The organism is Terriglobia bacterium (genome assembly GCA_020073185.1).
GTDB lineage: Bacteria > Acidobacteriota > Terriglobia > Terriglobales > Acidobacteriaceae > JAIQGF01.
In genome coordinates, this window is record JAIQFT010000068.1 from 1 (window position 1) to 20,735 (window position 20,735).

Here is a 20,735-nt window from a genome sequence, read left to right on the forward strand (position 1 = left end):
GGGCTGGAAGGACATCTGGCAACTGAGAGCAATCCTAGGAAGAGGAGAAACAGAAAAAGCTGCGACTAAGCAGGAGGTCGCGTAACATGATCCCGAGCGCCGCTCTTCAACCTCCAACTAAAAGCGGGACACTCTCGACGGTACCCTTCGAAACCATTAACAGGCTCTCTCAACAGATGATTGAAATAATAGGGCTAATTCAGCCACTAGATGAATACAAGGTCATCAACAAACGCGATAAAAAAGAGGTCGAGGAAACAAAAGCAAGAGTTAAGAAATAACCTCGAAGACTATGTCTACCCTCGTCCGGCAACCCGCGGTAGCGGGACGGTTTTATCCGAATAATCCGGATAAGCTGCTCAACGAGATCCGTTTGTACACGGCTTCGGCCGGCGAAAAGCTGCGCGCCATCGGCTGCGTGGCGCCGCACGCCGGCTACATGTATTCCGGACATGTCGCGGGCGCGGTGTACGCGCGGCTGGAATTGCCCAGGAAGTTCATCATCCTATGTCCCAACCACACGGGCATAGGACAGCCGTTGGCCATCATGAGCGCGGGCTGGTGGGTGACGCCGCTGGGCAACGTTGAGGTGGACCGCGCGCTCGCCGATGCGCTCAAGCAAACTTTCTCCCAACTCAGCGAGGATGCGGTGGCGCATCGCGCCGAGCACGCGCTGGAAGTGCAACTGCCGTTCCTGCAGGCACTGGTGGGCGAGTTCAGCTTCGTGCCCATCGCGGTGGGAGTCGGGCAACTGGACGTGCTGCAGGAGCTGGGAGAAGCGATGGCGCGGGTGATCGCAGTCGAAACGCAGAAGCCGCTGATTATCGCCTCCAGCGACATGAACCACTACGAGTCGGACGAGATCACGCGGGTCAAAGACCACAAGGCGATTGACAGAATTCTGGAGCTCGATGCGCGCGGGCTATACGACGTTGTCAAGCGCGAGGACATCAGCATGTGCGGCTACGGCCCGACGGTGGCGATGCTGACGGCCGCCAAGCGCCTGGGCGCACACCAAGCGCAGGTGATCAAGTACGGGACGTCGGGCGATGTCTCAGGCGACCGTGACCTGGTGGTGGGGTACGCCGGGATCGCGGTTTGCGCCTAGTCCGCGCGAACACTAGCCACAGAGGACACAGAGGAAAAACCGCGGCCACGGATCAGCACGGATTGATTTTTTCTCAATCCGCGAGAATCCGTGGCGTTCATTCTTATTTCGGCGATCTGGCCGCGAAATGACCGCCGCCGGAAGGCGGCGCCGCACGTGGAGCAGGTGGAGGCGGAGCCGGAGCCATACGGGGAGCGGGCGGTGCGCTGCGCTCAACCCGCGGAGCGGGCGGCGCGCTCCGTTCAACCCGAGCGGGAGGGGCAACGCGGTCAACCCGAGGAGCGGGTGGCGCGTTGCGCTCAACATGCGGCGCCGGAGCACCGCGTCCGGTTCCGATTGGCCGATCCTGATCCATGCCGCGCCGCATATGGGAGCGCGGGTCGCGAACGGGGGCCGGTGTAGCCGGAGCAGCGCTGGTGCTGCCAAGAGGAGTGATGGCCTGCGTCGGCGCAGGACCGGTTGCTAATCCGGCAGGAACAGGTCCGGCGGCCGGAGCGGTCTCAGCCGCTCCTGCTCCCTTTCTTCCGGAGAAACCATCGCCGCGAGGCGCGGGCCTGGGAGTGCGAAACACGCCCACACCGTTATCCACCACCACGGTCGGATGAGGACCGATAGCGCCCCTGCCGCCGACAACCGCAACCGGCAGCGGCGGCCGCGGAACGTGAAAGTTCACCGGCGGATTGTAAACCGGCGGCACCGTGTACCAGGTATTCCAGCCTCCCGAACGCCAGCCCCATCCGAAATTGGGAATGAACACCCACGATCCATAACGGTAGGGCGTCCAGCCCCACGGGTAGGTCGAAACCCAGGTGTAGCCAAAGCCCGGATACCACGCCCAGGCGCCGTTGTCGAACGGGTCCCAGCCGAAGCCGACGCCGAAGGGACGCCACAGCATGCCGTAGCCGGACCAGTCCGACCACGAGCCGTAATAGTTCAGGTCGCTGGCGCCGTAATAGTACGGCGAGCGCGTGTTGTAGGAACTGGAGGCATACTGCGAGGCGTAGTCGATGCGCTCGTTGTCCCACTCGTCGTAGCTCAGGGTCGCGATGTTCTTGGCGAGGTCGTAGCGGCCGGAGTCGGCGAGGTCGAGCGTGAGGGTCTCGTTCTTCTTCACCTTAGCGCGCTCCCGCGGGCCATTCAGGCTCAGCTCGCCCTTGAATACCGCGATTTCGGGATTGCCGCCGGTAAGATCGAGGCGGAAATGCACGTTACGGTCCAGCCTGATTTCGCGGTTGGCAAACGCCACGCGGAACTCATCGTCGCCCTTGTGGCGGACATTGAAATAGGCCGTACCCTGGGTCACCTCAACGGCAGTGACGCGCGCGCCCGAGGAGCGCAGACCGAGTTGCGAGAAGATCACATCGGTCTCCGGCGCCAGGCGCATGGTCGTGCCGTCTTCAAATTCGATCTCGGCGCGCCCATCGTTTTGAGTCGAGATCGTCACGCCCTGGGTAATGGGCATGTTCATGATGGCTTTTTCGAGCCCCTGGCCGGTGGCGCGGTCAATCTGTACCGGGCCGTCTACCAAGCTCAGGCGCACGATGCGAACTTGCGAGTCGGCGCGCGCTGAGGGGGCAATCAGCAAGCCCGCAACCAGCACGAGTAGCAGAGAAATGGCGCTCACCACGTTTGACCTCGACATATAAGTCTCCGCGGATTCAACCGCCTACCCTATTTAACCCGCATTGTAGCGCTAAGTCGTGGAGGAGTAGAGAATCCCGAACCACGTTTCCCGCGTGCGTGTCGAAACGGAAAGCGCGCAGCCGGGCCACCTTGCACTCTTGCGGGCGGCGCCTCGGGATGGCGGCTCTACGGAGGCGCGGCGGCGCGGGCGGCGGGATCGGACTTGATCAGCTGCAGCAGGCGCTCGGCGCGGCGGCGGGTCACGTTGAAGATGCCGGCGTCGTTGAAGATCTTCTCCAACACAGGCGCGACCGCCTGCAATTCACCCAAGCGACTCTCCTTGACCTGCTCTTCCATGGATTTCAATTCCGCCTCGAGCCCGAGCTTGTCGTAGCGATGGAGGTAGGCCAGGCGGCGGCCGTACTCCAGGGTGTTGGAGATGTTCTGGAAGATGGTGGTGAGCTCCTGCAACTGCTGGTTGGTGGTGTAGTTGTAAGTTGTGTGCGATTCCCGGTCGGCGAATGCGCACTTCAGTGTTTTGGCGCCCACGTTGGCAAGCCGGCCGCCGTGGTATTCGAAATCCCCCTGGAAGCAATGGAGCGCGCGGGTGAGATCGAAGATGCGAGCGCGCGTCGGCTCGGAGAGGGTGAACTTCACGATGTAGGGTTCTCCGGGAACGTTGTCGGCGGGGGGAGCCTGATCGGAACGATAGGCCACCCTGCCGTCAGGCTCCACCGCGATCGAGTAGTGCGGCGGGTCGCTGCCCGGCAGGACGAAATCGAAGCCAACCGTCGGTGGGTTCGGCGCGGCCGGCTCGGGCTTGGGCGTCTGGGCGAAAATCACGCCGCTCAGCGCGGCGAGAGCCACGAATACGGCCAGTGTGCGCGCAGCCATCACGTGAGTAAGTCTAATTGACGAATTGCAGAATTTGCGAATCGACGAATACCCAGCCGAACCACGGAGGGCACAGAGGAGACGGAATTGTTTTTACTCTGTGACCTCTGTGGTTTGCGCTGAACGATGCCTAAGACGCAGCGCGCGATGCGGGTCAGCCCTTTGGTATCGCATGGCGGCTGAGGGTGGCCGCGGTGTGCAGATGGCAGATGGCGATGGCCAATGCGTCGGAGGCGTCCTGAGGTTGGGGCAGCGCCGGCAAACGGAGTAAGCGAGTAACCATTTGCTGTACTTGGGATTTGTCTGCCTTGCCATAACCGACCACGGCCGACTTGATGGCCAGCGGCGCATATTCGGCAACATTGAGGCCGCAGGTGGCCGCCGCCAGCATGGCGACACCTCGCACCTGGCCGAGCTTGAGCGCCGACTTGACGTTCACCGCATAAAACACGTCTTCGATGGCGACGCTATCGGGACGCTGGGTTGCAATGATCGCCCGCAGTTGATTGAAGATCAGGTTGAGGCGCTCCGGCAAGGGCATCTTCGGACGCAAGCGTATAGCACCGCAGACCAGGTGGCGCAGCTCGCCGCGGCGATCCTGCTCCACCACGCCGTAGCCGGTGCACTCGCCACCACAATCAATGCCCAGGACACGCATGCAAGCGGAGTGTACATCAGGGCACCGGCGTGCAGAGGAATGTTGGTAAAAGGACATGGCCTTCCGGCAACTAACATGGCCTTCCGGCAGCTTCTCCGGCGGGGCCAGCAGGGGTAGATTTTCGAGCATGGCTTACTTCCCTAAGCCACACTCGTCGAAGCGGGCACCCCGCTGCCACGTGCGTGAGTCCATGCCAATATTGTTTTCCCATGGCCAGGGACTGCAGATTCGGGGGCGCCTTTGCGAAATCTCCGACACCGGCGGCTCCGCCCAAATGGACAGTACGCTTCCGGCCTCCACCCTGGTCCACCTGACGCTGCATACCGCAGAGGGACAAATCGCCGCCGTGGCGGAGATACTGCCCGCGGTGAGCGCCCGTCGTCAGCCGTTCCGCTTTATTGCGCTTGATGAGAGCGACCGCGCTAACCTGCAGCGGCTGTTGTCGAACCGAGCAGTCTGAATGGCGGGGAACTTCAGTGTTGCGCGCTGGCGATCTCGGGCCGCAAGCAGCTTGGGTGCGTTGCAACCAGGACGGTACGCTGACTGGACGCCTCGGAAGGCTTAGACTAGACGATTGGGCCGCCTTCGCCGCGGCCGCCTGAGATGACCATGACCGCCACCAAGCAGCCGACTCCCTTCCCTGCCGACCGGGAGCGCCGCGATGCCGAGCGTGAGCGCGTGTTCGACCTCTTCCGCCGCTGGGGATACTTGCAGTCGAACCTCGACCCCTTGGGCATGCACTTGCCGCCGCTACCCTTTCCCGATCTCGACGAAATCCAGGGCCTGTACGCGGACGAAGCGCGGCATTACCACGCGGGCACGATCGGGGCGGAATTCATGTACATCCCCGATCGCGAGCAGCGGCGCTGGATCCAGGAGCGGATGGAGTCGGAGGCGCCGGCGGTGGACCGCGAGCGCATTCTCGACCTGCTGTTGCGGGCGGAACTGTTTGAGCAGGTAATTCAATCGCGCTACCTGGGAACAAAACGGTTTTCGTTGGAGGGCGTGACCGCGCTCCTCCCGTTTCTCGATGAAGTCATGCAGCGCGCCCTCGGACACGGGGCGCAGCAGGCGGTGCTGGCCATGAGCCATCGCGGACGCCTCAACGTGATGGTGCACATTGTAGGTACGCCGCCGGCGGACATCTTCTCGCGCTTCGAGGACGTGGACCCGCGCAGCGTGCTCGGCGGTGGCGACGTGAAATATCACATTGGCGCCACCGGCGATTACACCGCGCCCGGCGGCCGCAAGCTGCACGTCCATCTGGTCTCCAATCCCAGCCACCTAGAAGCGGTGGACCCCGTCGCTATCGGTCGCACTCGTGCCAAGCAGATCCGCCGCGGCGACAAAGAAATGGATGAAGTGTTTCCGGTGCTGATCCACGGCGATGCGGCGTTTGCCGGACAGGGCATCTGGGCGGAGACGCTGAACTACGCCGAGATCCCCGGCTACAGCGTCGGGGGCGCCGTGCACGTGATTGCCAACAACCTGATCGGATTCACCACCGAGCCGGTGGAGGAACAGTCGGCGCGCTTCGCCTCCGACCTCGCCAGGCGCAACAACATTCCGGTGTTCCACGTGAACGGCGAAGCTCCCGAAGCCGTGGTGCGCGTGGCCGAGATCGCGCTCGAGTACCGCTACAGGTTCCATCGCGACGTGGTGGTGGACATCCTTGGCTATCGCCGCCACGGCCACAGCGAGGTGGACGATCCCACCATCACGCAGCCGCTGGTGTACCGGCGCATCAAGGAACATCCGCCGCTGTTTCGGATTTATGCCGAGCGTCTCGGAAAAGATGTGAGCGCACGGGTCAAGCAGGTGCAGGAAGAACTGGCGCAGACGCAGAAGCAGGGCGCGGCGGCGACGAAACAGCCGCGGCTGGCGCAGCTTCCGGAGTATTGGTCGAAGTACAAAGGCGGCTGCTACAAGAAAGAGTACGACGTCGAGACCGGCGTCGGCGCGCCGGAACTGGGCCGGCTCGCGCAGGCGATCGGCAGTGCGCCCGAAGGCTTCCATGTGCATGCGAAGCTGAAGAAGTTGCTCGAGCAGCGGCGCGAGATGGGCGCGGGCAAGCGTCCCGTGGATTACGGCATGGCGGAGGCGCTAGCCTTCGCATCGCTGCTGGAGGCGGGTACGCCGGTGCGTCTGAGCGGCCAGGACAGCCGCCGCGGAACCTTCAACCAGCGTCACGATGTATTGATTGACACCGAGAACGGCGACGAATACATCCCGCTGCAGCACATCTCCCCGCAGCAAGCCCGGTTTGAGGTCTACAACTCGACGCTGTCGGAAGCCGGCGTCATGGGGTTCGAGTACGGCTACAGCCGCGATTATCCGGAAACGCTGACCCTGTGGGAGGCGCAGTTCGGCGACTTCGCCAACGGCGCGCAGGTCATCATCGATCAGTTCGTCGCCGCCGCCGAAGACAAGTGGAACCTGCTCTCCGGGCTGGTGCTGCTGTTGCCGCACGGCTACGAAGGCCAGGGGCCGGAGCACTCCAGCGCGCGCATCGAGCGTTACCTGCAACTGGCAGCGCGCGACAATATACAAATCTGTCAGCCCTCGAACGCGGCGCAATACTTCCACATACTCCGGCGTCAGGCGCTGCGTCCATGGCGCAAGCCGCTGGTGGTGTTCACGCCCAAATCCATGCTGCGGCATCCGGACGCCACGTCGCCTCTCGCGGATTTTTCCGCGCCGCATTTCCAGAACGTTTTGCCGGATCGCGAAATCCAAGACGCCCGGCGAGTGCTGCTGTGCAGCGGCAAGATCGGGCACGATCTGCGCGAGGAGCGGAAGCGGCGGAAGGACAACTCGACCGCGATTGTCTTTCTGGAACAGATGTACCCCTTCCCCGAAGCCGCACTGCAGGCCGAACTCGACCGCCACGCCGGCGCGCGCGACATAGTGTGGGTGCAGGAAGAGCCGGCAAACATGGGCGCGCTGTGGTTCGTGATGCCGCGGCTGCGTCGGCTGGCGAAGGGCCGTCCAGCACGCTCCGTCAAACGCTCCGCGAGTTCGAGCCCGGCAACGGGTTCAGCGAAGGCGCACGAACTGGAGCAGAAGACGCTGCTGTCACTGGCGTTTGCTTAAATAGGTCGCTGAAAGAGCCGACAGGTTAGAGGTTACTGGTGGGAAGGTCGTTATCAATTGGAGACTGTGTCGCGGGGTTCGGGCACATGGAGACAAGTCACAGATTGTCAGGTTTGGAAGTTGAAGACATGGTCGTCGGCTCCGGCACGGAAGCCATAAGAGGTAGCACAGTGAGACTGCATCTCGTCTGCAGGCTCAACCACGGCGATGTTGTTCGCAGCACATATGAGGACGGGCGTCCAGAGCGCTTCAAGGTCGGTGCTCGTGATGTGATTGCCGGATTGGACAGAGGCGTCGTGGGCATGCGTGTCGGCGGCAGGCGTCGGTTGCGGGTCAGCCCTCATTTGGCCTACCGAAGTGAGGGTGCAGGTCCCATACCTCCGAACGCACTTCTCATTCTCGAGTTGGAGTTGCTGGAGGTCTCAAAGCACCCCTGATCGTCCTGAGCTTTTGCCGACGGCCGTCTCGTGCGTTGGCTGTTACAGGCCAACCTCGCCTCCACTGGGCTAACCGCCCGCGATGGCGCCAATCACCAGAAATGGCTCCGCTCCGGAGGCGACCGCGTCGGGCAGCGGAGCGTCCGGCGCCTCATGCGACAAGTCCTCCTCGCAGGCGAAGAAGCGCAGGAATGGACGGCGCTCTTGGGTGACGTGGTCGCGAATGGTTCCGCGCAACATCGGATAGCAGGCCTCGAGTGCGTCCAGCACCGAGCGCTGCGTGACCGGCCCCTGTACTTCCACCTTAACCTCTGCGCCAACGTGCGCCAGCGTCCGCAGGTGTGCCGGGAGTATGACGCGGATCATGGCAGCGTCTGGACCTCGACCGACAGCACGGCCGGAAGATCGCGCACAATGGGCGCCCAAGTGTCGCCGGAATCGGCGGAGGCGTACACCTGCCCGCCGGTGGTCCCGAAGTAGATGCCGCACTTATCGAGCGCATCGACGGCCATGGCGTCGCGCAGCACGTTCACATAACAATCGCGTTGCGGTAGACCCTTGGTGAGTGCCTCCCATTCGTTTCCGCCGGTTCGGCTGCGGTACACGCGCAGCTTGCCATCCGGAACGAAGTGCTCCGAGTCGCTCTTGATTGGGATGACGTAGATGGTCTCCGGCTCGTGCGCGTGCACGTCAATGACGAACCCGAAGTCGGTGGGCAGGTTCCCGCTGATCTCATGCCAGAGGTCGCCGGCGTTGTCGCTGCGCATGACGTCCCAGTGCTTCTGCATATAAAGCGTGTTGGGACGGGAAGGATGCAGGGCGATGCGGTGAACGCAGTGGCCGATCTCGGCCTTCGGGTCGGGAATGTATTGCGACCTCAGTCCCTGGTTGATCGGCTTCCAGGTCTTGCCGCCATCGTCGGTGCGGAAAGCGCCCGCCGCCGAGATGGCAATGTAGATCCGCAGTGGGTTGCTGGGATCGAGCAGGATGGTGTGCAGGCACATGCCGCCGGCGCCCGGCTGCCAGCGGGGACCGGTGCCGTGGCCGCGCAGTCCGGCGAGTTCGTGCCAGCTTTGTCCTCCGTCGGAGGAGCGGAACAAGGCGGCATCCTCGACGCCCGCGTACACCGTATCGGGATCGGTCAACGACGGTTCCAGGTGCCAGACTCGCTTGAACTCCCAGGGTTTCTGCGTGCCGTCGTAAAACTGGTGCGTAGTGAGCGGCTTGCCGGTTTCGGGAGAACTGTTGTAGACGAACTTGTTGCTCACCTTAGGCATCTCACCCGGCTTTGGTAACACTTCGCCGCCGGGCGTCTCCCAGGTTTTTCCGCCATCGTTGGAGCGCTGGATGACCTGCCCGAACCAGCCGCTGGATTGCGAGGCATACAGCCGGTTCGGATCGGCGGGCGAACCTTTGATGTGGTACATCTCCCAGCCCGCAAAATGCGGGCCGCTGACGTCCCACCGCTCACGTTTTGCGTCCGACGAAAGGACGAACGCGCCTTTGCGTGTGCCAACCAGTACACGTACCTTGCTCATCCCTCACCCCTTTCAGCATCGCGTATTCTACGGCATCGATCCAGACGAACTTCGAAGCGGCGCTAATTGGCGCAGCCGGTTATCACGCAGGTAAAAGGCCTGGTGCCCCACATCTGCCCGGGTTAGGCAGATGCGGGTCTTCAACTTTGTGCGCGAAACTGACAGACCGAATCAAGGTTTTCCAAGTCCGATGGCAGTCTCGTGAGTCGGCTGGTAGAGACCAACCTCGCCTCCGCTGGGCAACCGGATGGTTGTCTTGCTGCCCCACGACGCTTTCGAGACTTCCGTGCATTCGACCTTTTTCGCTTGCAGCGACTTCATGGTTTCCTTCAGGTTATCGCACATGAAGTACACCACCGCGCCCAGCATGTTGCGATCAGCGTGGCGCAGCCCGAGGTCTCCTTCTCCGGGATGTACTGCGAGTTCGCTGGGCGGCAAGGCAAAGATCAGCCAGTCCTCGCCGACATTAACGAAGCGAAAACCCAGGAGGTCGCGAAAGAACGTGCGATCAGCGGCTGGATCCTTGCTGTAAATGAGTATGTGCGTGCCATTGATCATGGCTTGTTACTTTACTACTGGCGAGGCTCGTGTCCCACATCCGCCCGGGTTTGGAAGAAGTGAATCTTCAACGTTGTGCGATAGACCGATAGACTTGTTACAACTTTTTACAACCCGGCACTTCGTTTTCCGCTCGCGGTCTGCCGCCGCGCTCGTTTAAAGTAGTGGCGGATGTCACCTCTGGGCGAGGGGAGCATCAGACGCCTGCCGCTCGAAACAGCGCCCCCCCACGCGGTTTCGCAATCAGCATCAGGACAGGATGGCCGAACTGGGCAAATCGCTGAACGGCATTCAACTGAAGCCGCCGCGCGCCGGGCTGAGCGCGTGGGCGCCGCTGCACGAGCCGCTGTTCCGCTCGCTGTGGATTGCCGCCGTGGTCTGCTATACCGGGCGCTGGATTCTGAGCGTCGCCAGCGGCTGGCTTATGGCCGGCCTCACCTTGTCTCCGCTGATGGTGTCCCTGGTACAGGCGGCCAGCAGCCTTCCGGCATTTCTCGTGATTCTGCCCGCCGGCGCTCTCGCCGACATGATCGACCGGCGCCGCTTGCTGCTGGTGATGCAAGCGTGGATGGTGGTGGCCGCCGCTGCGCTCGGCGTTCTCACCCTGCTGCATCTGGTCACGCCCTGGATCCTGCTTCTGCTCACCTTCCTGATCGGATTCGGCGCGGTCATGAACGATCCGGCATGGCAGGCGATCACGCCCGAAGTCGTGTCCGAGGAGAACTTCGCGGCCGCGGTTGCGCTCAACTCCGCGGGATACAACGTAGGACGCGCCGTGGGACCGGCGATTGGCGGCGTGATCATCGCTGCCGCGGGCACTGGGTCGGCGTTCCTGATCAACGCGGCGTCCATCTTCGGAGTGATTTTCTTCCTCTACCGCTGGAAGCGCCGCCCGCACGAGTCGCCGGCGGGGCGCGAGCGCGTGACGCGCGCCATGCGCACCGGAATCGAGTATGTCCGCCACTCGCACGAGGTCAAAGCAGTGCTGGTGCGGACGGCGGTGTTCAGCGTCTCTGCCAGCGCACTGCTCGCCATGCTGCCGCTGATCGCACGGCCGTTCGGCTCCATCGGCTATGGCGTGCTGCTCGGATTTTTCGGCGCGGGCGCGCTCGGCGGCGCCATTGCCCTGCCGGCGCTGCGGCGGATTGTGCCGGTCAATACGCTGGTGGCGCTGGCCACGGTGTTGTATGCGCTGGCAACGTTCGCCTCCGGGCGCGTGCACATGTTCGCCGTGCTGTCGGCGGTGCTGGGCGCGGCAGGGGTGGCGTGGATCGCGATTGTCGCCAGCCTGAACGTCTCGGCGCAAACCATGTCGCCGGCGTGGCTGCGGGCACGCACGCTGTCCATCTATCTGCTCGTGCTGCAAGGCGGGATGGCGGCCGGCAGCGCAGCCTGGGGCGCGGTGGGCGAGCGCTGGGGCATTCCGGCAGCGATGTTGGTCGCCGCACTGGGGTTGGTGGCCGGACTCGCGACCATCCAACATTTCCGCCTGCGCGCCGACCGCTTCGCGTTCTCGCCCAGCGGCGCGAACGAAACGATTACGTAGGGTTTGTACGCAGAGCTTGGGACCACGCTACACATTTGGTGATTTGTGATTTGGCGATTTGCCGAGGATAGGGTTGGGACAATTCGAAATCCGAATGTCAGCAGATCGCAGCAACTCAAAATCACTAAATCACCAATCACTAAATCACTCAATCCAGAGAGAGGGACAATGAAGAAGCTACTTTGCTTACCGTTTCTCGCCCTGTTGTTCGTCACCTGCGCGCAAGCACAGAGCGCTCCGCCACCGCAGGCCAAGCCGGCACAACCATCGCAACCGCCCACCATCACCATGATCCTGGACCGGGGCCTCAATTATCCGGAAAGCGAGGTCGCTCCCGCCGCCGATGCCATGCCGGAAGACAAGTACGAATTCGCTCCCACCAACGGCGAGTTCAAGGGCGTGCGTACGTTCGGCCAGCAGGTCCGCCACGTAGCCGCCGCCAACTACATGATCTGTGCGGCGATTCTGAGTGAAAAGCCTCCCGTCGACACGGGCGGCGAAAGCGGACCGACCTCGGTGAAGACGAAGACGGACAGTGTGAAGTTCTTGAAGGACTCGTACGCCTACTGCCACAAGGCGTACAGCTCGATCAACGAGGGCAACGCGACCGGACAGGTGCAAAGCCCGTTCGGTCCCAACAAGGTTTCCCGCCTCGGTCTGGCCGTAATGAATGTCGGCCACAATTTCGACCACTACGGCCAGATGGTCGAGTACCTGCGCATGAACGGGATCATTCCTCCGGCGAGCAGGGGACGGTAGAGAGGCTTTAGGCGCAAGGCTGCAGGCTTCAGGCAGGGCACTTAACGTGATTCCAAGCAGCCCGCCCTGAAGCCTGCCGCCTGCCGCCAAGCATGTCCGCCAACGGCCAAAGCACAAGCCCGATGTGCCCTATCTCTTACCTCAAATCACGAATCACAAACCGTCAATCGCAAATAGAATTGCCTCATGCCCGACTATGCCCTCTCCGGCCTGGACCGCGTCCTCACCCCAGCGCTCGCCATCTATCTCGACGCGGTGGAGAACAACATTGCCTTCACTCTGGAGATGCTGGGCGGCGATGCTAATCGCTGGCGCCCCCACGTCAAGACCGCCAAGATCGGCGTGATCATGCGGATGCTGGTGGAGCGCGGCGTCGTCAATTTCAAGTGCGCCACCACGCTGGAGCTTCTCACCGCCTGCCGCGCCGGCGCCGCCGATGTTCTCGTCGCCTATCCTCTGGTCGGCGCCAACGCGCAGCGCGTGCGCGACATCGCGGCGCAGTTTCCCAACGTGTGCGTCTCCGCGCTGGTGGATAACGCCGACCAGGTGCGGCGGTGGCAAGGCAGCCGCGTCGGCTTGTTCGTAGACATCAATCCCGGCATGGACCGCACCGGGGTGCCGCAGGCGCAGGCGGAAGAGATTGTCAAGCTGGCGCGCGTGGTCCGGGACTCCGGCTTGCCGTTCCGCGGCCTGCACTACTACGACGGCCATCTGCACGACGCCGATCTTCAGCTCCGCTGCCGCAAGGCGCACGAGGGCTACGATCGCCTGATGCAGATTGCCTCGGCCGTTCTCGAAGCGGACATCGAAGTGGGCGAGTTGATCACCGCCGGGACGCCCGCATTTCCCTGCTCGCTCTCCTATTACGCATTCCACAGCAAGGAGTTCGTTCACCGCGTTTCGCCCGGCACGGTGGTCTATGGCGATACCACCAGCGCCGCCCAACTTCCCGACCATTACCGATACCAGCCCGCGGCACTGGTGGTGTCACGCGTGGTCAGCCACCCACGCGAGAAGATCTTTACGTGCGACGCCGGCCACAAAACCGTCTCCGCCGATGCCGGCATTCCCAACTGCGCCATTCTTGGACGTCCGGAGCTGAAGCCGCTGCAGCCGAGCGAGGAGCATCTGCCCATCGAGGCGCCGCCGGGCTCAGCCGTGCCCGCCGTGGGCGAGGCGATTTATATCGTTCCACGACACGTCTGCCCCACGGTCAACAACTTCGACCACGCCCTGCTCGTCCGGGGCGGGCGCATCGTCGCCGTCGAGCCGGTCAGCGCCCGCGGCCGCGAGGCGCCCCTGCTGGAACCGCCAGTCAGCGCCTAACCGTTCTGATTCATGCCCAAATCGGCATGGGACCTTTGAAGCTTATTTTTGGGAAGTGTTGCAAAACGGTGTTTTTCCACAGCCTTCCGCAGAGGTTCGACGTGGAACATTGTCGCCTAGAGGTTGGCCGCGCTGTCGGCCGAGGGCGCTCCGGCGTCGCCCGCCGCCTGGTCCAAGTACTTGATGAAGATTACCTCGTTATGTTTCTCGTTATAAAGGAGTTCGTCGGCGACAGCGCGCACCATCATGAGTCCCAGCCCGCCCGGCCGCATGCCTTTCTCCACGCGCACCGTCTCGTGCGAGAACAGGTCGCCGGGGGCGTTGCTGATGGCCGCATGCTGCAGTTCCTCCGGGCGGAAGCCCGGGCCGGGATCGAAGACGCGGTACTGCAGCATGCGCTTGGTGCGTAGCAGCGAGATACGCACGCGCCGCCTGGGATCGAGTCCGCCACCCCATTCGACGGCGTTCATCAGCAGCTCGCGGAAAGCTTGGGCGACGCCCTCGCGCTCCTCCTGCGGCAGCTCGATCTTGACTTGGCGCATGAACTGGTCGATACGCTCGGCGGCTTCGCGCGTGCAGGGCACGGAGAGCTCCAGCCATTCCGGCTTGGCCGAAATCACCTTAATGGGCTGCGCCTCGGGCGCCGCCAGCGCGGCGGCCACCAGGTCGCGCAACTGGTCCGGTTCGAAAGGCTTGCGGATGTACAGGTAAGCTTCATTGCGGATGGCCGTGATCAGGGTCTCGGCGGTGTCGTCGGAAGTTATGACGATGACCTTGGTAGTGTTGTGCCCGCGCCAAGCGGAAAGCAGATCGAGCCCGTTCATGTCGGGGAGACCGATGTCGAGCAACATGACATCGAATCTCTGGTCGTGCAGCAGCTTCAGGGCTTCGGCGCCGCTGCCACAAACGGTCACGAGGTGCCCCTCTTTTACAAGGATGCGGCCGATGAGGAAGCACATGGCGACGTCATCGTCGACAACGAGGATGGGATGACGTGCTTCGGGCATCTGAGGAAATGATATCGTTCCCGGCGGCTGCGCGCTATTGGCAGAAACGCCATCCTCCTGCGATCACAGCACGGGCGTTCGCGAGCCACTGACAGAGCGGCCTAGGCTGCGAATGCTGGCTCGCCCGGCACGATGTGCGCGGCGTCACAGAGCATAGTTGAACGTGAGCGCAGAATGAATGTTTCGCGCCTGAGGGAGGAGATTGATGGAGCCGTTCCGTTACCACGTATTTGTGTGCACGCAGGAAAAACCGGAGGGAGTACCGTGTTGCGCGGCGAGTGGGTCGGGCGCGGTGCTGGACGCGCTGCGGCGTGAACTGGGCGCGCGCGGGCTCAGCGACGAGGTGCAGGTGTCCTCGTCGGGGTGCCTGGGCACGTGCGAGCACGGCCCGGTGATGATCGCCTATCCCGAGGGCGCGTGGTACTCGGAGCTGAAGGCGGCGGACGTGGCGGAGATCGTGGCATCGCACTTCGACCGCGGGCAGCCGGTGTCCCGGCTGGCGCGCACCGAAGCGCAGGCGATGAAGACGGAAATCCTGGAACATCGCGACCATTACCTCGCAATGCTGAAGGCCAAGGATGCGGCCGGGGGTTTGCCCGACGATCTCAACGAGACGATTCGCGGCTTCATGGGCAGCCGCGCCATCCTGACGGCGATTGAACTCGACGTGTTCAGCGCGCTCGGGAACGGCGCGATCGCGGCGGAGGTAGCGGCCAAGATCAAAGCGGAAGCGCGTTCCACGGAGATGCTGCTCAATGCGCTGGTGGCGCTCAAGCTGCTGCAGAAATCGGGTGAGACATTCCAGAACACACCGGTGTCGCGGCGTTTCTTTACCGCGGGCTCGCCGGACAATGCGCGCCCGGCCCAGATGCACACGGTCAACCTTTGGAGAAGGTGGTCCACGCTGACGGATGCCGTGGCCGCCGGGACGCGGGTGGCGGAACGCGGCCGAAGCGAAGAGTGGACAGGCTCGTTCATCGCCGCCATGGACCACAATGCGCGCGGGCGGGCTGAGGCGGTGGTAAAAGCGGCTGGCGTGAACGGCGCGCGACGCATGCTGGACCTGGGCGGGGGCTCGGGGGCGTACACGGTTGCGTTCGCCACGGCGGCGCCGGAGTTGCGCGGAGAAATTCTGGATCTTCCCGACGTGCTACCGATCACGCAGGAGCACTTGCGCCGGGCGGGAGTGGCGGAGCGGATCACGACGCGTGCGGGCGACATGCTGCAGGCGGAGCTGGGGAACGACTACGACCTAGTGCTGCTGTCGGCGATCTGCCACATGTTCTCGCCCGAGGAAAACCGCGAGTTGCTGCGGCGAATTTACCAGGCACTGGCGCCGAACGGGCGCGTCGTAGTGCAGGATTTCATCCTGGATGCGGACAAGACCTCGCCGAAGTTCGCGGCGTTGTTTTCGCTGAACATGTTGGTAGGAACCAAGGCGGGGGCCAGCTACAGTGAGCCGGAGTACACCGACTGGATGCGCACGGCAGGCTTCCGGGAGATCAAGCGGGTGCGGATGCCGGGGCCGAGCGGGCTGATGATCGGAACAAAGTAGTTGGCAGTTGGTATATCAGCTTCGGGTGAGCGCGCGGACCAGAGCGGCTTGGCTGGGAAACTGCCGCAGCAGTTGGTCGCGACGGCCAAGGGTGAAGTCACGCGGATCGAAGCCGGGAGCCATGGTGGTTCCGAGGAGCGCAAAACGCCCGCCGGAGATGACGCGCGATCCCTGCCATACCAATCGCGACACGATGTATTGTACGTGCTGGGCGCCGAGCAAGTCAGGGCCGAGCACGATCCGTTGCGCTGCGCCCTGCTCGTCCAGCAGCAGCATTTCCACGGGGTCACCCAGATAAAAATGATAGGTCTCGTCGCTGGCCAGGCGATGCATGGCGGAAAACGAGTCCGGGTCGGAGGTCAGCAGGTAGTAGATGGCGGTGCCCGCCGGGCGCGGTGACGCGTAACCGGGAATGGAGACAAGGTTGTCGCTCACCCAGGTTTGGCGGAAGTAGCCGCCTTCGACCGGCAGGGGTTCGAGGCCGAGGTGGCGGATGAGTTGGTTGAGGTCGATCATAGCTTTTAAGCTCTTGGCTCTTAGGTCCTTCGTTGGTCCTTCGTTTCAATATGCGCGATGGGTGAGCACGCCGCCGTCCAACACAAGGTTCGCGCCGGTGATCCATCGGGCCGCAGGCGAGGCGAGGAACAGGCAGGTGTCGGCGACATCATCAGGGTACCCAAGGCGGCCCAGCGGAACGGCACGAAGGTACGCGTTGACGCCTTCGGGCCAGTCGCGATCGAGTCCTTCGCGCCAGATCAGTCCCGGCGACACGCAGTTGACGCGAATGCCCTGCCGGCCAAGTTCTTGCGCCGCTGAGCGCGTGTACATGACGACCGCGGCTTTGGCCGCGACGTAGTGACTGTGGTGCGGAGCAGGATTTTCGGCTTCGATGGAAGCGATATTGACGATGGCTCCCGGGCGGCCCTGCGCGATCATGGCGCGCGCGGCCGCTTGCGTGCACAGGTGGACGCTACGCAAATTGGAAGCAACCACCTGGTCCCATTCGATATCGCTCACCTCCACCAGCGGAGAAAACGGATAGCTTCCAGCGTTGTTGATGAGCACGTCCAAGGCGCCGAAACCAACGAGGCCCGCTTCCACGAGCGCCGCCGCACCGGCGGACTGGCTGACGTCGGCCTGGACCACCAAGGCGCGTCCGCCCCGGCTCTGGATGGCTTGTGCCACATCGCGCGCGCCGCGTTCGTTGCTGCGATAATTCACGACTACGCCGGCGCCAGCTTCGGCAAAGCGGTTGGCGATGCCCGCACCGATACCGCTCCCGGCGCCGGTCACAATCACAATCCTGCCGCGGAAATCGAGCAGTTGGCCTGGCAGTGGAGCCGCTGATTCCATTTTGTCTCCGTCGAGCCGAAGATTGTACCGCGGGCAAATACCATAGGTGCATATGTCATTGGCTTCGACATATCGCGGGCGGTTGGCGCCGTCGCCCACGGGATACCTGCACGTGGGTCATGCGCGCACGTTCTGGATCGCCTACGAACGCGCGCGGGCGGCCGGCGGCGTGCTGGTGCTGCGCAACGAAGATCTCGATCCGCAGCGCTCGAAGGCGGAGTACGCGCGGGCGTTCATCGAGGACCTGCGCTGGTTCGGCGTCGAGTGGCAGGAGGGGCCCGGCGGACCATTCGCGCCGTATTCGCAGAGCGAGCGGCGGGACGTGTATCTGCACACATGGCGGAAGCTGTACGAGGGCGGATGGATTTATCCGTGTACGTGCTCACGCAAGGATTTGGCGGAGGCGGCGCAGGCGCCACACGAGTCAAACGACGAGCCAATGTATTCCGGCAAGTGCCGCGGGCGAAAGCTACGAGTCGACAAGCCAGCGGGAGTGAACTGGCGGTTCCGCGTGCCGGATGGACGCGTGATCTCATTCCACGATGGCGCACAGGGCGAGCAGCAGTACACGGCGGGCAGAGACTTTGGCGACTTCGTGGTGTGGCGGCGTGATGACGTTCCGGCGTACCAGTTGGCGGTGGTGGCGGATGACGATGCCATGCGAATCACGGAAGTGGTGCGCGGGTGCGATCTACTGAAGTCCACGGCGCGGCAGATTCTGCTGTGCGAGGCGCTGGGGATGAAGCCGCCGACGTATTACCATTGCGATCTGCTGGTGGATGCAGCAGGCGAGCGGCTGGCCAAGCGAGCGGATGCGCTGAGTTTGCGGGCGCTGCGGGCGAAAGGGATGAGACCGGAGGATATTCGGGAGAAGTGGTTGGGGATGCGAATTGCGTGTACTGCGAAAACCTAACCGCAAAGGACGCGAAGGACGCAAGAGGCGGAGATCACCGCTTCCGGGTGAGAAAATCTTCCTGCATTTGCAGCCAGTAAACTTCGTCGGTCACGGAAGTATCACCGAGCGCAACCCGCCGGAAGATGCTGGCGAGTCGCTCTTCTTCCGCCCGCTCGGCAGGCGAAACTGCAACATCGTCGGATGGGATCGTTTCCGCCATCGCAAAGAGCGTAGCAGAGGGAGACCGGGAGAGCAGTGAGGCGCGTAACAGCAGGCTGTGACGCATTCTGCACTCCGCGTACCCTGGCGAGAGCACTCCAACAACCCGATTCACTTGGTTGGGTAATTCGACAGGCCACGCGCGGTGACCAGGTAGACGGCGAAGCTGCCGAGCCAGTGGCCGCCTTCGTAGTGCGCGCCGGTGACGGAGGCGACGCCGGCGGCGCGGTGGGCGGCGGCAACGGCACGCAACGAGGCGAGGCGGCGGTGGTTGGGCGGCAGGCCGGAGGCGATGCCTTCCAGCATCCAGGCGCGGCTGAGATTGAGTCCGTCGAGGTGCGCGAGTTTGGGGTCGCTGGGATCGGTGACCACGGCGGGCTTGAGCCATTCAGCGGAACCGTTGCGTGGAATATCGGGAAGAAACGTGCGCAGCCATTTCGCGAAGTTGTTGGGCGGCAGGACGCGGCGCATGACGTCGGCCTCGGCGAGACACGGTGAGAGAAAGTCTTCGCCGGAAGGCTCGTACGACATGGGGCAATTCTTGTCGTCGAAGTAAAACGCGCGGGCGTGTTGGGCGACCAGCGCGGCGAATGCGCGGTTGCCGGAGGCACGCGCTGCGTCGAGCACGAGGCCGAGCGCGAAGGCGGTCTGGCTGTGCTCGCCGGAACGCACCGGGTGCGAGAGCTTGGGCAGCCAGGTCTTCAGGCGCGCGGTAGCGGCGTCTTCCAGCGGACGGAGATTCGCGGCCATTTCGCGCGCGGCGGGATGGTCCCACTCGCGCAGTTCCTGGCCGAGTTGCAGCAGCCAGGCGAGGCCGTAAGGGCGCTCGAAGCTGGCGCGGCCCTCGCCATTGAGGTAGCGCGCCTCTTCTTCCAGGTTGGCGCGAGTGAGGCTCTGCTTCAGCGCGTCGATTGCTTTGGGCGTGAAGGGCGCGTCGGGAAAGGTGCGGGCGAGGCGCGCCAGCAGCCAGTGTCCGTGGACCGAGGAGTGCCAGTCGAAGCAGCCGTAGAAAGCGGGTGCGAGCTTGCGCGGCGGGGCGACATCGGCGTCGCTGTTGAGTACGTGGGCGATTTTGTTGGGATATTCCTTGTGGACGCAGGCGAGCGCGAGATTGGCAAAACGCGTGGCGGTGGCGAGCGAGAAGTCAGGCATGGTCTTTTGTTGCGCTGCAGCGGACGCTGTGACGATGAATAAGACGACGATGGTTCGGAACACGAAGGCATTATAGGTAAGCGGTTAGCTGTTCGCTCTTAGCTGATCGCGCCGACGCAGTGACAAAATTTGTCAATCGAGTATCCCCCCTCCCCCCTGCTATGTGGAATCAACAGCATACGTACGGTATACCGTGGAACCGGCACGGTAACCGTGGCGTGCCGGACTGTGGGGGTGGAGCCCTGCGGAGAAGGGGAAATCTCGCCTCTGGATGCATCCCTTTCACGGGCCGATGGAAATCTGTTTAACTTGATATCCGCTATTCCCACCTTTCGAAGCGAAAGGTGGGCCACCCCACATCTTGCTCACTGCTTGAAGGGGTGCCGCCCAGGTCTGTGAAGTAGGACGGGAAATCCCCACCCTGTCGCTCCAACCCCGGGAGCGACAGGGGTGTGGCAACCTCGGGATTTGTTCTGCCCGAAAGGGTGGGCCAGCCCGCCACAGATTCAGTGATGAACGCGCTGCTTATAAAGCGCGTCCGCGAGCGAACCGGTAAGCTCCGTCACGTGTTGTCCTTTAGCTGTTACGATTTCAAGCCGCGCTCGTGTTCCGAACGGCACTCCTCGCGCAGATAAGGCTAAGTACCATGTGCTCGGGGGGGCAAACCTTGGGCGCAGAGATATCGCACTTGGAGAATCAGGAGTAAGCCACTGCACCTGGAATTGGGCTTCGCTCAGATCAGCCACAGTCAGGTCTAAAGTTCTATAGGACGATGCCACATCTCGGGGACAGTCAGCTATGTAGGCAATGACTACGATACCAATCTCGTCCGGAAATGTAGAAAGAGTACGCCCGCTACGTTTGAATTCGGTATTCTGGAGGGTGTCCCATCCATAGTTGAAGGTTGAGGGGCGGTTCTCGACCCGGCTCTTGATAGAGTCGGGTTGGAAACTTTCTCAACGAAAGGAGAACCGCCTTGAAGCGAAGCTACCACACCCTCAGCACTTTGGGAAA

The 20,735-nt window shown here is 62.9% G+C and carries 21 protein-coding genes; 10 read left to right on the forward strand and 11 right to left on the reverse strand.

Annotation, left to right across the window (positions count from 1 at the left end; translation table 11 throughout):
• Window positions 1-86: 86 nt before the first annotated feature.
• A complete protein-coding gene (locus LAN64_18150; protein ID MBZ5569754.1) occupies window positions 87-281 on the forward strand; it encodes a hypothetical protein in 195 nt (64 codons plus the stop codon).
• Between the two features lie 11 nt (window positions 282-292).
• Entirely contained in the window at window positions 293-1,108 is an 816-nt protein-coding gene (gene amrB / locus LAN64_18155; protein ID MBZ5569755.1) for an AmmeMemoRadiSam system protein B, read from the forward strand.
• 103 nt (window positions 1,109-1,211) lie between these two features.
• Here amrB and LAN64_18160 read toward each other — a convergent pair whose 3' ends face one another.
• The 3 genes from LAN64_18160 to ruvC all read right to left on the reverse strand — a co-directional run bounded on the left by LAN64_18160 (window position 1,212) and on the right by ruvC (window position 4,283).
• Complete coding sequence (locus tag LAN64_18160) at window positions 1,212-2,750, reverse strand: FecR domain-containing protein (GenBank protein ID MBZ5569756.1); 1,539 nt, start codon at window positions 2,748-2,750, stop codon at window positions 1,212-1,214.
• A 167-nt stretch (window positions 2,751-2,917) separates the two neighbouring features.
• Entirely contained in the window at window positions 2,918-3,625 is a 708-nt protein-coding gene (locus LAN64_18165; protein ID MBZ5569757.1) for a hypothetical protein, read from the reverse strand.
• Window positions 3,626-3,779: 154 nt separating this feature from the next.
• Window positions 3,780-4,283, reverse strand: a complete 504-nt coding sequence (ruvC, locus tag LAN64_18170; protein MBZ5569758.1) for a crossover junction endodeoxyribonuclease RuvC — start codon at window positions 4,281-4,283, stop codon at window positions 3,780-3,782.
• A gap of 190 nt (window positions 4,284-4,473) precedes the next feature.
• On the opposite strand from ruvC, the gene LAN64_18175 reads away from it, so the two are divergent.
• The 3 genes from LAN64_18175 (at window position 4,474) to LAN64_18185 (ending at window position 7,813) form a co-directional block, all read left to right on the forward strand.
• Window positions 4,474-4,743, forward strand: a complete 270-nt coding sequence (locus LAN64_18175) for a hypothetical protein (GenBank protein MBZ5569759.1) — start codon at window positions 4,474-4,476, stop codon at window positions 4,741-4,743.
• A gap of 143 nt (window positions 4,744-4,886) precedes the next feature.
• On the forward strand, window positions 4,887-7,376 hold the full coding sequence (locus LAN64_18180) for a 2-oxoglutarate dehydrogenase E1 component (GenBank protein ID MBZ5569760.1): 2,490 nt from the start codon (window positions 4,887-4,889) through the stop codon (window positions 7,374-7,376).
• A gap of 128 nt (window positions 7,377-7,504) precedes the next feature.
• Window positions 7,505-7,813 (forward strand): FKBP-type peptidyl-prolyl cis-trans isomerase, encoded by a 309-nt coding sequence (locus LAN64_18185; protein ID MBZ5569761.1) that lies wholly within the window; start codon window positions 7,505-7,507, stop codon window positions 7,811-7,813.
• A 69-nt stretch (window positions 7,814-7,882) separates the two neighbouring features.
• Here LAN64_18185 and LAN64_18190 read toward each other — a convergent pair whose 3' ends face one another.
• The 3 genes from LAN64_18190 to LAN64_18200 form a co-directional block, all read right to left on the reverse strand.
• A complete protein-coding gene (locus LAN64_18190; GenBank protein MBZ5569762.1) occupies window positions 7,883-8,179 on the reverse strand; it encodes a MoaD/ThiS family protein in 297 nt (98 codons plus the stop codon).
• Window positions 8,176-9,351 carry an exo-alpha-sialidase gene (locus LAN64_18195; GenBank protein MBZ5569763.1) on the reverse strand — a complete coding sequence of 392 codons (1,176 nt, stop codon included), beginning with the start codon at window positions 9,349-9,351 and terminating at the stop codon, window positions 8,176-8,178. Before LAN64_18195 ends, LAN64_18190 begins: the two co-directional genes overlap by 4 nt.
• A gap of 171 nt (window positions 9,352-9,522) precedes the next feature.
• The gene (locus tag LAN64_18200) at window positions 9,523-9,909 is read right to left on the reverse strand and encodes an extradiol dioxygenase (protein MBZ5569764.1); all 387 of its coding nucleotides are present in this window, start codon (window positions 9,907-9,909) and stop codon (window positions 9,523-9,525) included.
• Between the two features lie 259 nt (window positions 9,910-10,168).
• On the opposite strand from LAN64_18200, the gene LAN64_18205 reads away from it, so the two are divergent.
• The 3 genes from LAN64_18205 to LAN64_18215 all read left to right on the forward strand — a co-directional run bounded on the left by LAN64_18205 (window position 10,169) and on the right by LAN64_18215 (window position 13,540).
• Window positions 10,169-11,455, forward strand: a complete 1,287-nt coding sequence (locus LAN64_18205) for an MFS transporter (GenBank protein MBZ5569765.1) — start codon at window positions 10,169-10,171, stop codon at window positions 11,453-11,455.
• 168 nt (window positions 11,456-11,623) lie between these two features.
• Window positions 11,624-12,214 (forward strand): DinB family protein, encoded by a 591-nt coding sequence (locus tag LAN64_18210; protein MBZ5569766.1) that lies wholly within the window; start codon window positions 11,624-11,626, stop codon window positions 12,212-12,214.
• A 186-nt stretch (window positions 12,215-12,400) separates the two neighbouring features.
• Entirely contained in the window at window positions 12,401-13,540 is a 1,140-nt protein-coding gene (locus tag LAN64_18215) for a D-TA family PLP-dependent enzyme (protein ID MBZ5569767.1), read from the forward strand.
• Between the two features lie 116 nt (window positions 13,541-13,656).
• Here LAN64_18215 and LAN64_18220 read toward each other — a convergent pair whose 3' ends face one another.
• Window positions 13,657-14,547, reverse strand: a complete 891-nt coding sequence (locus LAN64_18220) for a response regulator (protein MBZ5569768.1) — start codon at window positions 14,545-14,547, stop codon at window positions 13,657-13,659.
• A gap of 205 nt (window positions 14,548-14,752) precedes the next feature.
• Here LAN64_18220 and LAN64_18225 point away from each other — a divergent pair, with 205 nt between their 5' ends.
• Entirely contained in the window at window positions 14,753-16,102 is a 1,350-nt protein-coding gene (locus tag LAN64_18225; protein MBZ5569769.1) for a methyltransferase domain-containing protein, read from the forward strand.
• A gap of 15 nt (window positions 16,103-16,117) precedes the next feature.
• On the opposite strand, the gene LAN64_18230 is transcribed toward LAN64_18225, so the two are convergent.
• Entirely contained in the window at window positions 16,118-16,618 is a 501-nt protein-coding gene (locus tag LAN64_18230) for a cupin domain-containing protein (protein MBZ5569770.1), read from the reverse strand.
• 45 nt (window positions 16,619-16,663) lie between these two features.
• Window positions 16,664-17,455, reverse strand: a complete 792-nt coding sequence (locus LAN64_18235; GenBank protein MBZ5569771.1) for a glucose 1-dehydrogenase — start codon at window positions 17,453-17,455, stop codon at window positions 16,664-16,666.
• 52 nt (window positions 17,456-17,507) lie between these two features.
• Between LAN64_18235 and gluQRS the strand changes: the two genes are divergently transcribed.
• Window positions 17,508-18,368, forward strand: coding sequence for a tRNA glutamyl-Q(34) synthetase GluQRS (gluQRS, locus tag LAN64_18240; GenBank protein MBZ5569772.1), 861 nt, complete (start codon window positions 17,508-17,510; stop codon window positions 18,366-18,368).
• A 34-nt stretch (window positions 18,369-18,402) separates the two neighbouring features.
• Here the strand turns inward: gluQRS and LAN64_18245 are convergent, their stop codons facing one another.
• Together LAN64_18245 and LAN64_18250 are read right to left on the reverse strand one after the other, a co-directional pair.
• The gene (locus tag LAN64_18245; protein ID MBZ5569773.1) at window positions 18,403-18,636 is read right to left on the reverse strand and encodes a hypothetical protein; all 234 of its coding nucleotides are present in this window, start codon (window positions 18,634-18,636) and stop codon (window positions 18,403-18,405) included.
• Window positions 18,637-18,680: 44 nt separating this feature from the next.
• Window positions 18,681-19,721, reverse strand: a complete 1,041-nt coding sequence (locus tag LAN64_18250; protein ID MBZ5569774.1) for a DUF2891 domain-containing protein — start codon at window positions 19,719-19,721, stop codon at window positions 18,681-18,683.
• Window positions 19,722-20,735: the final 1,014 nt, after the last annotated feature.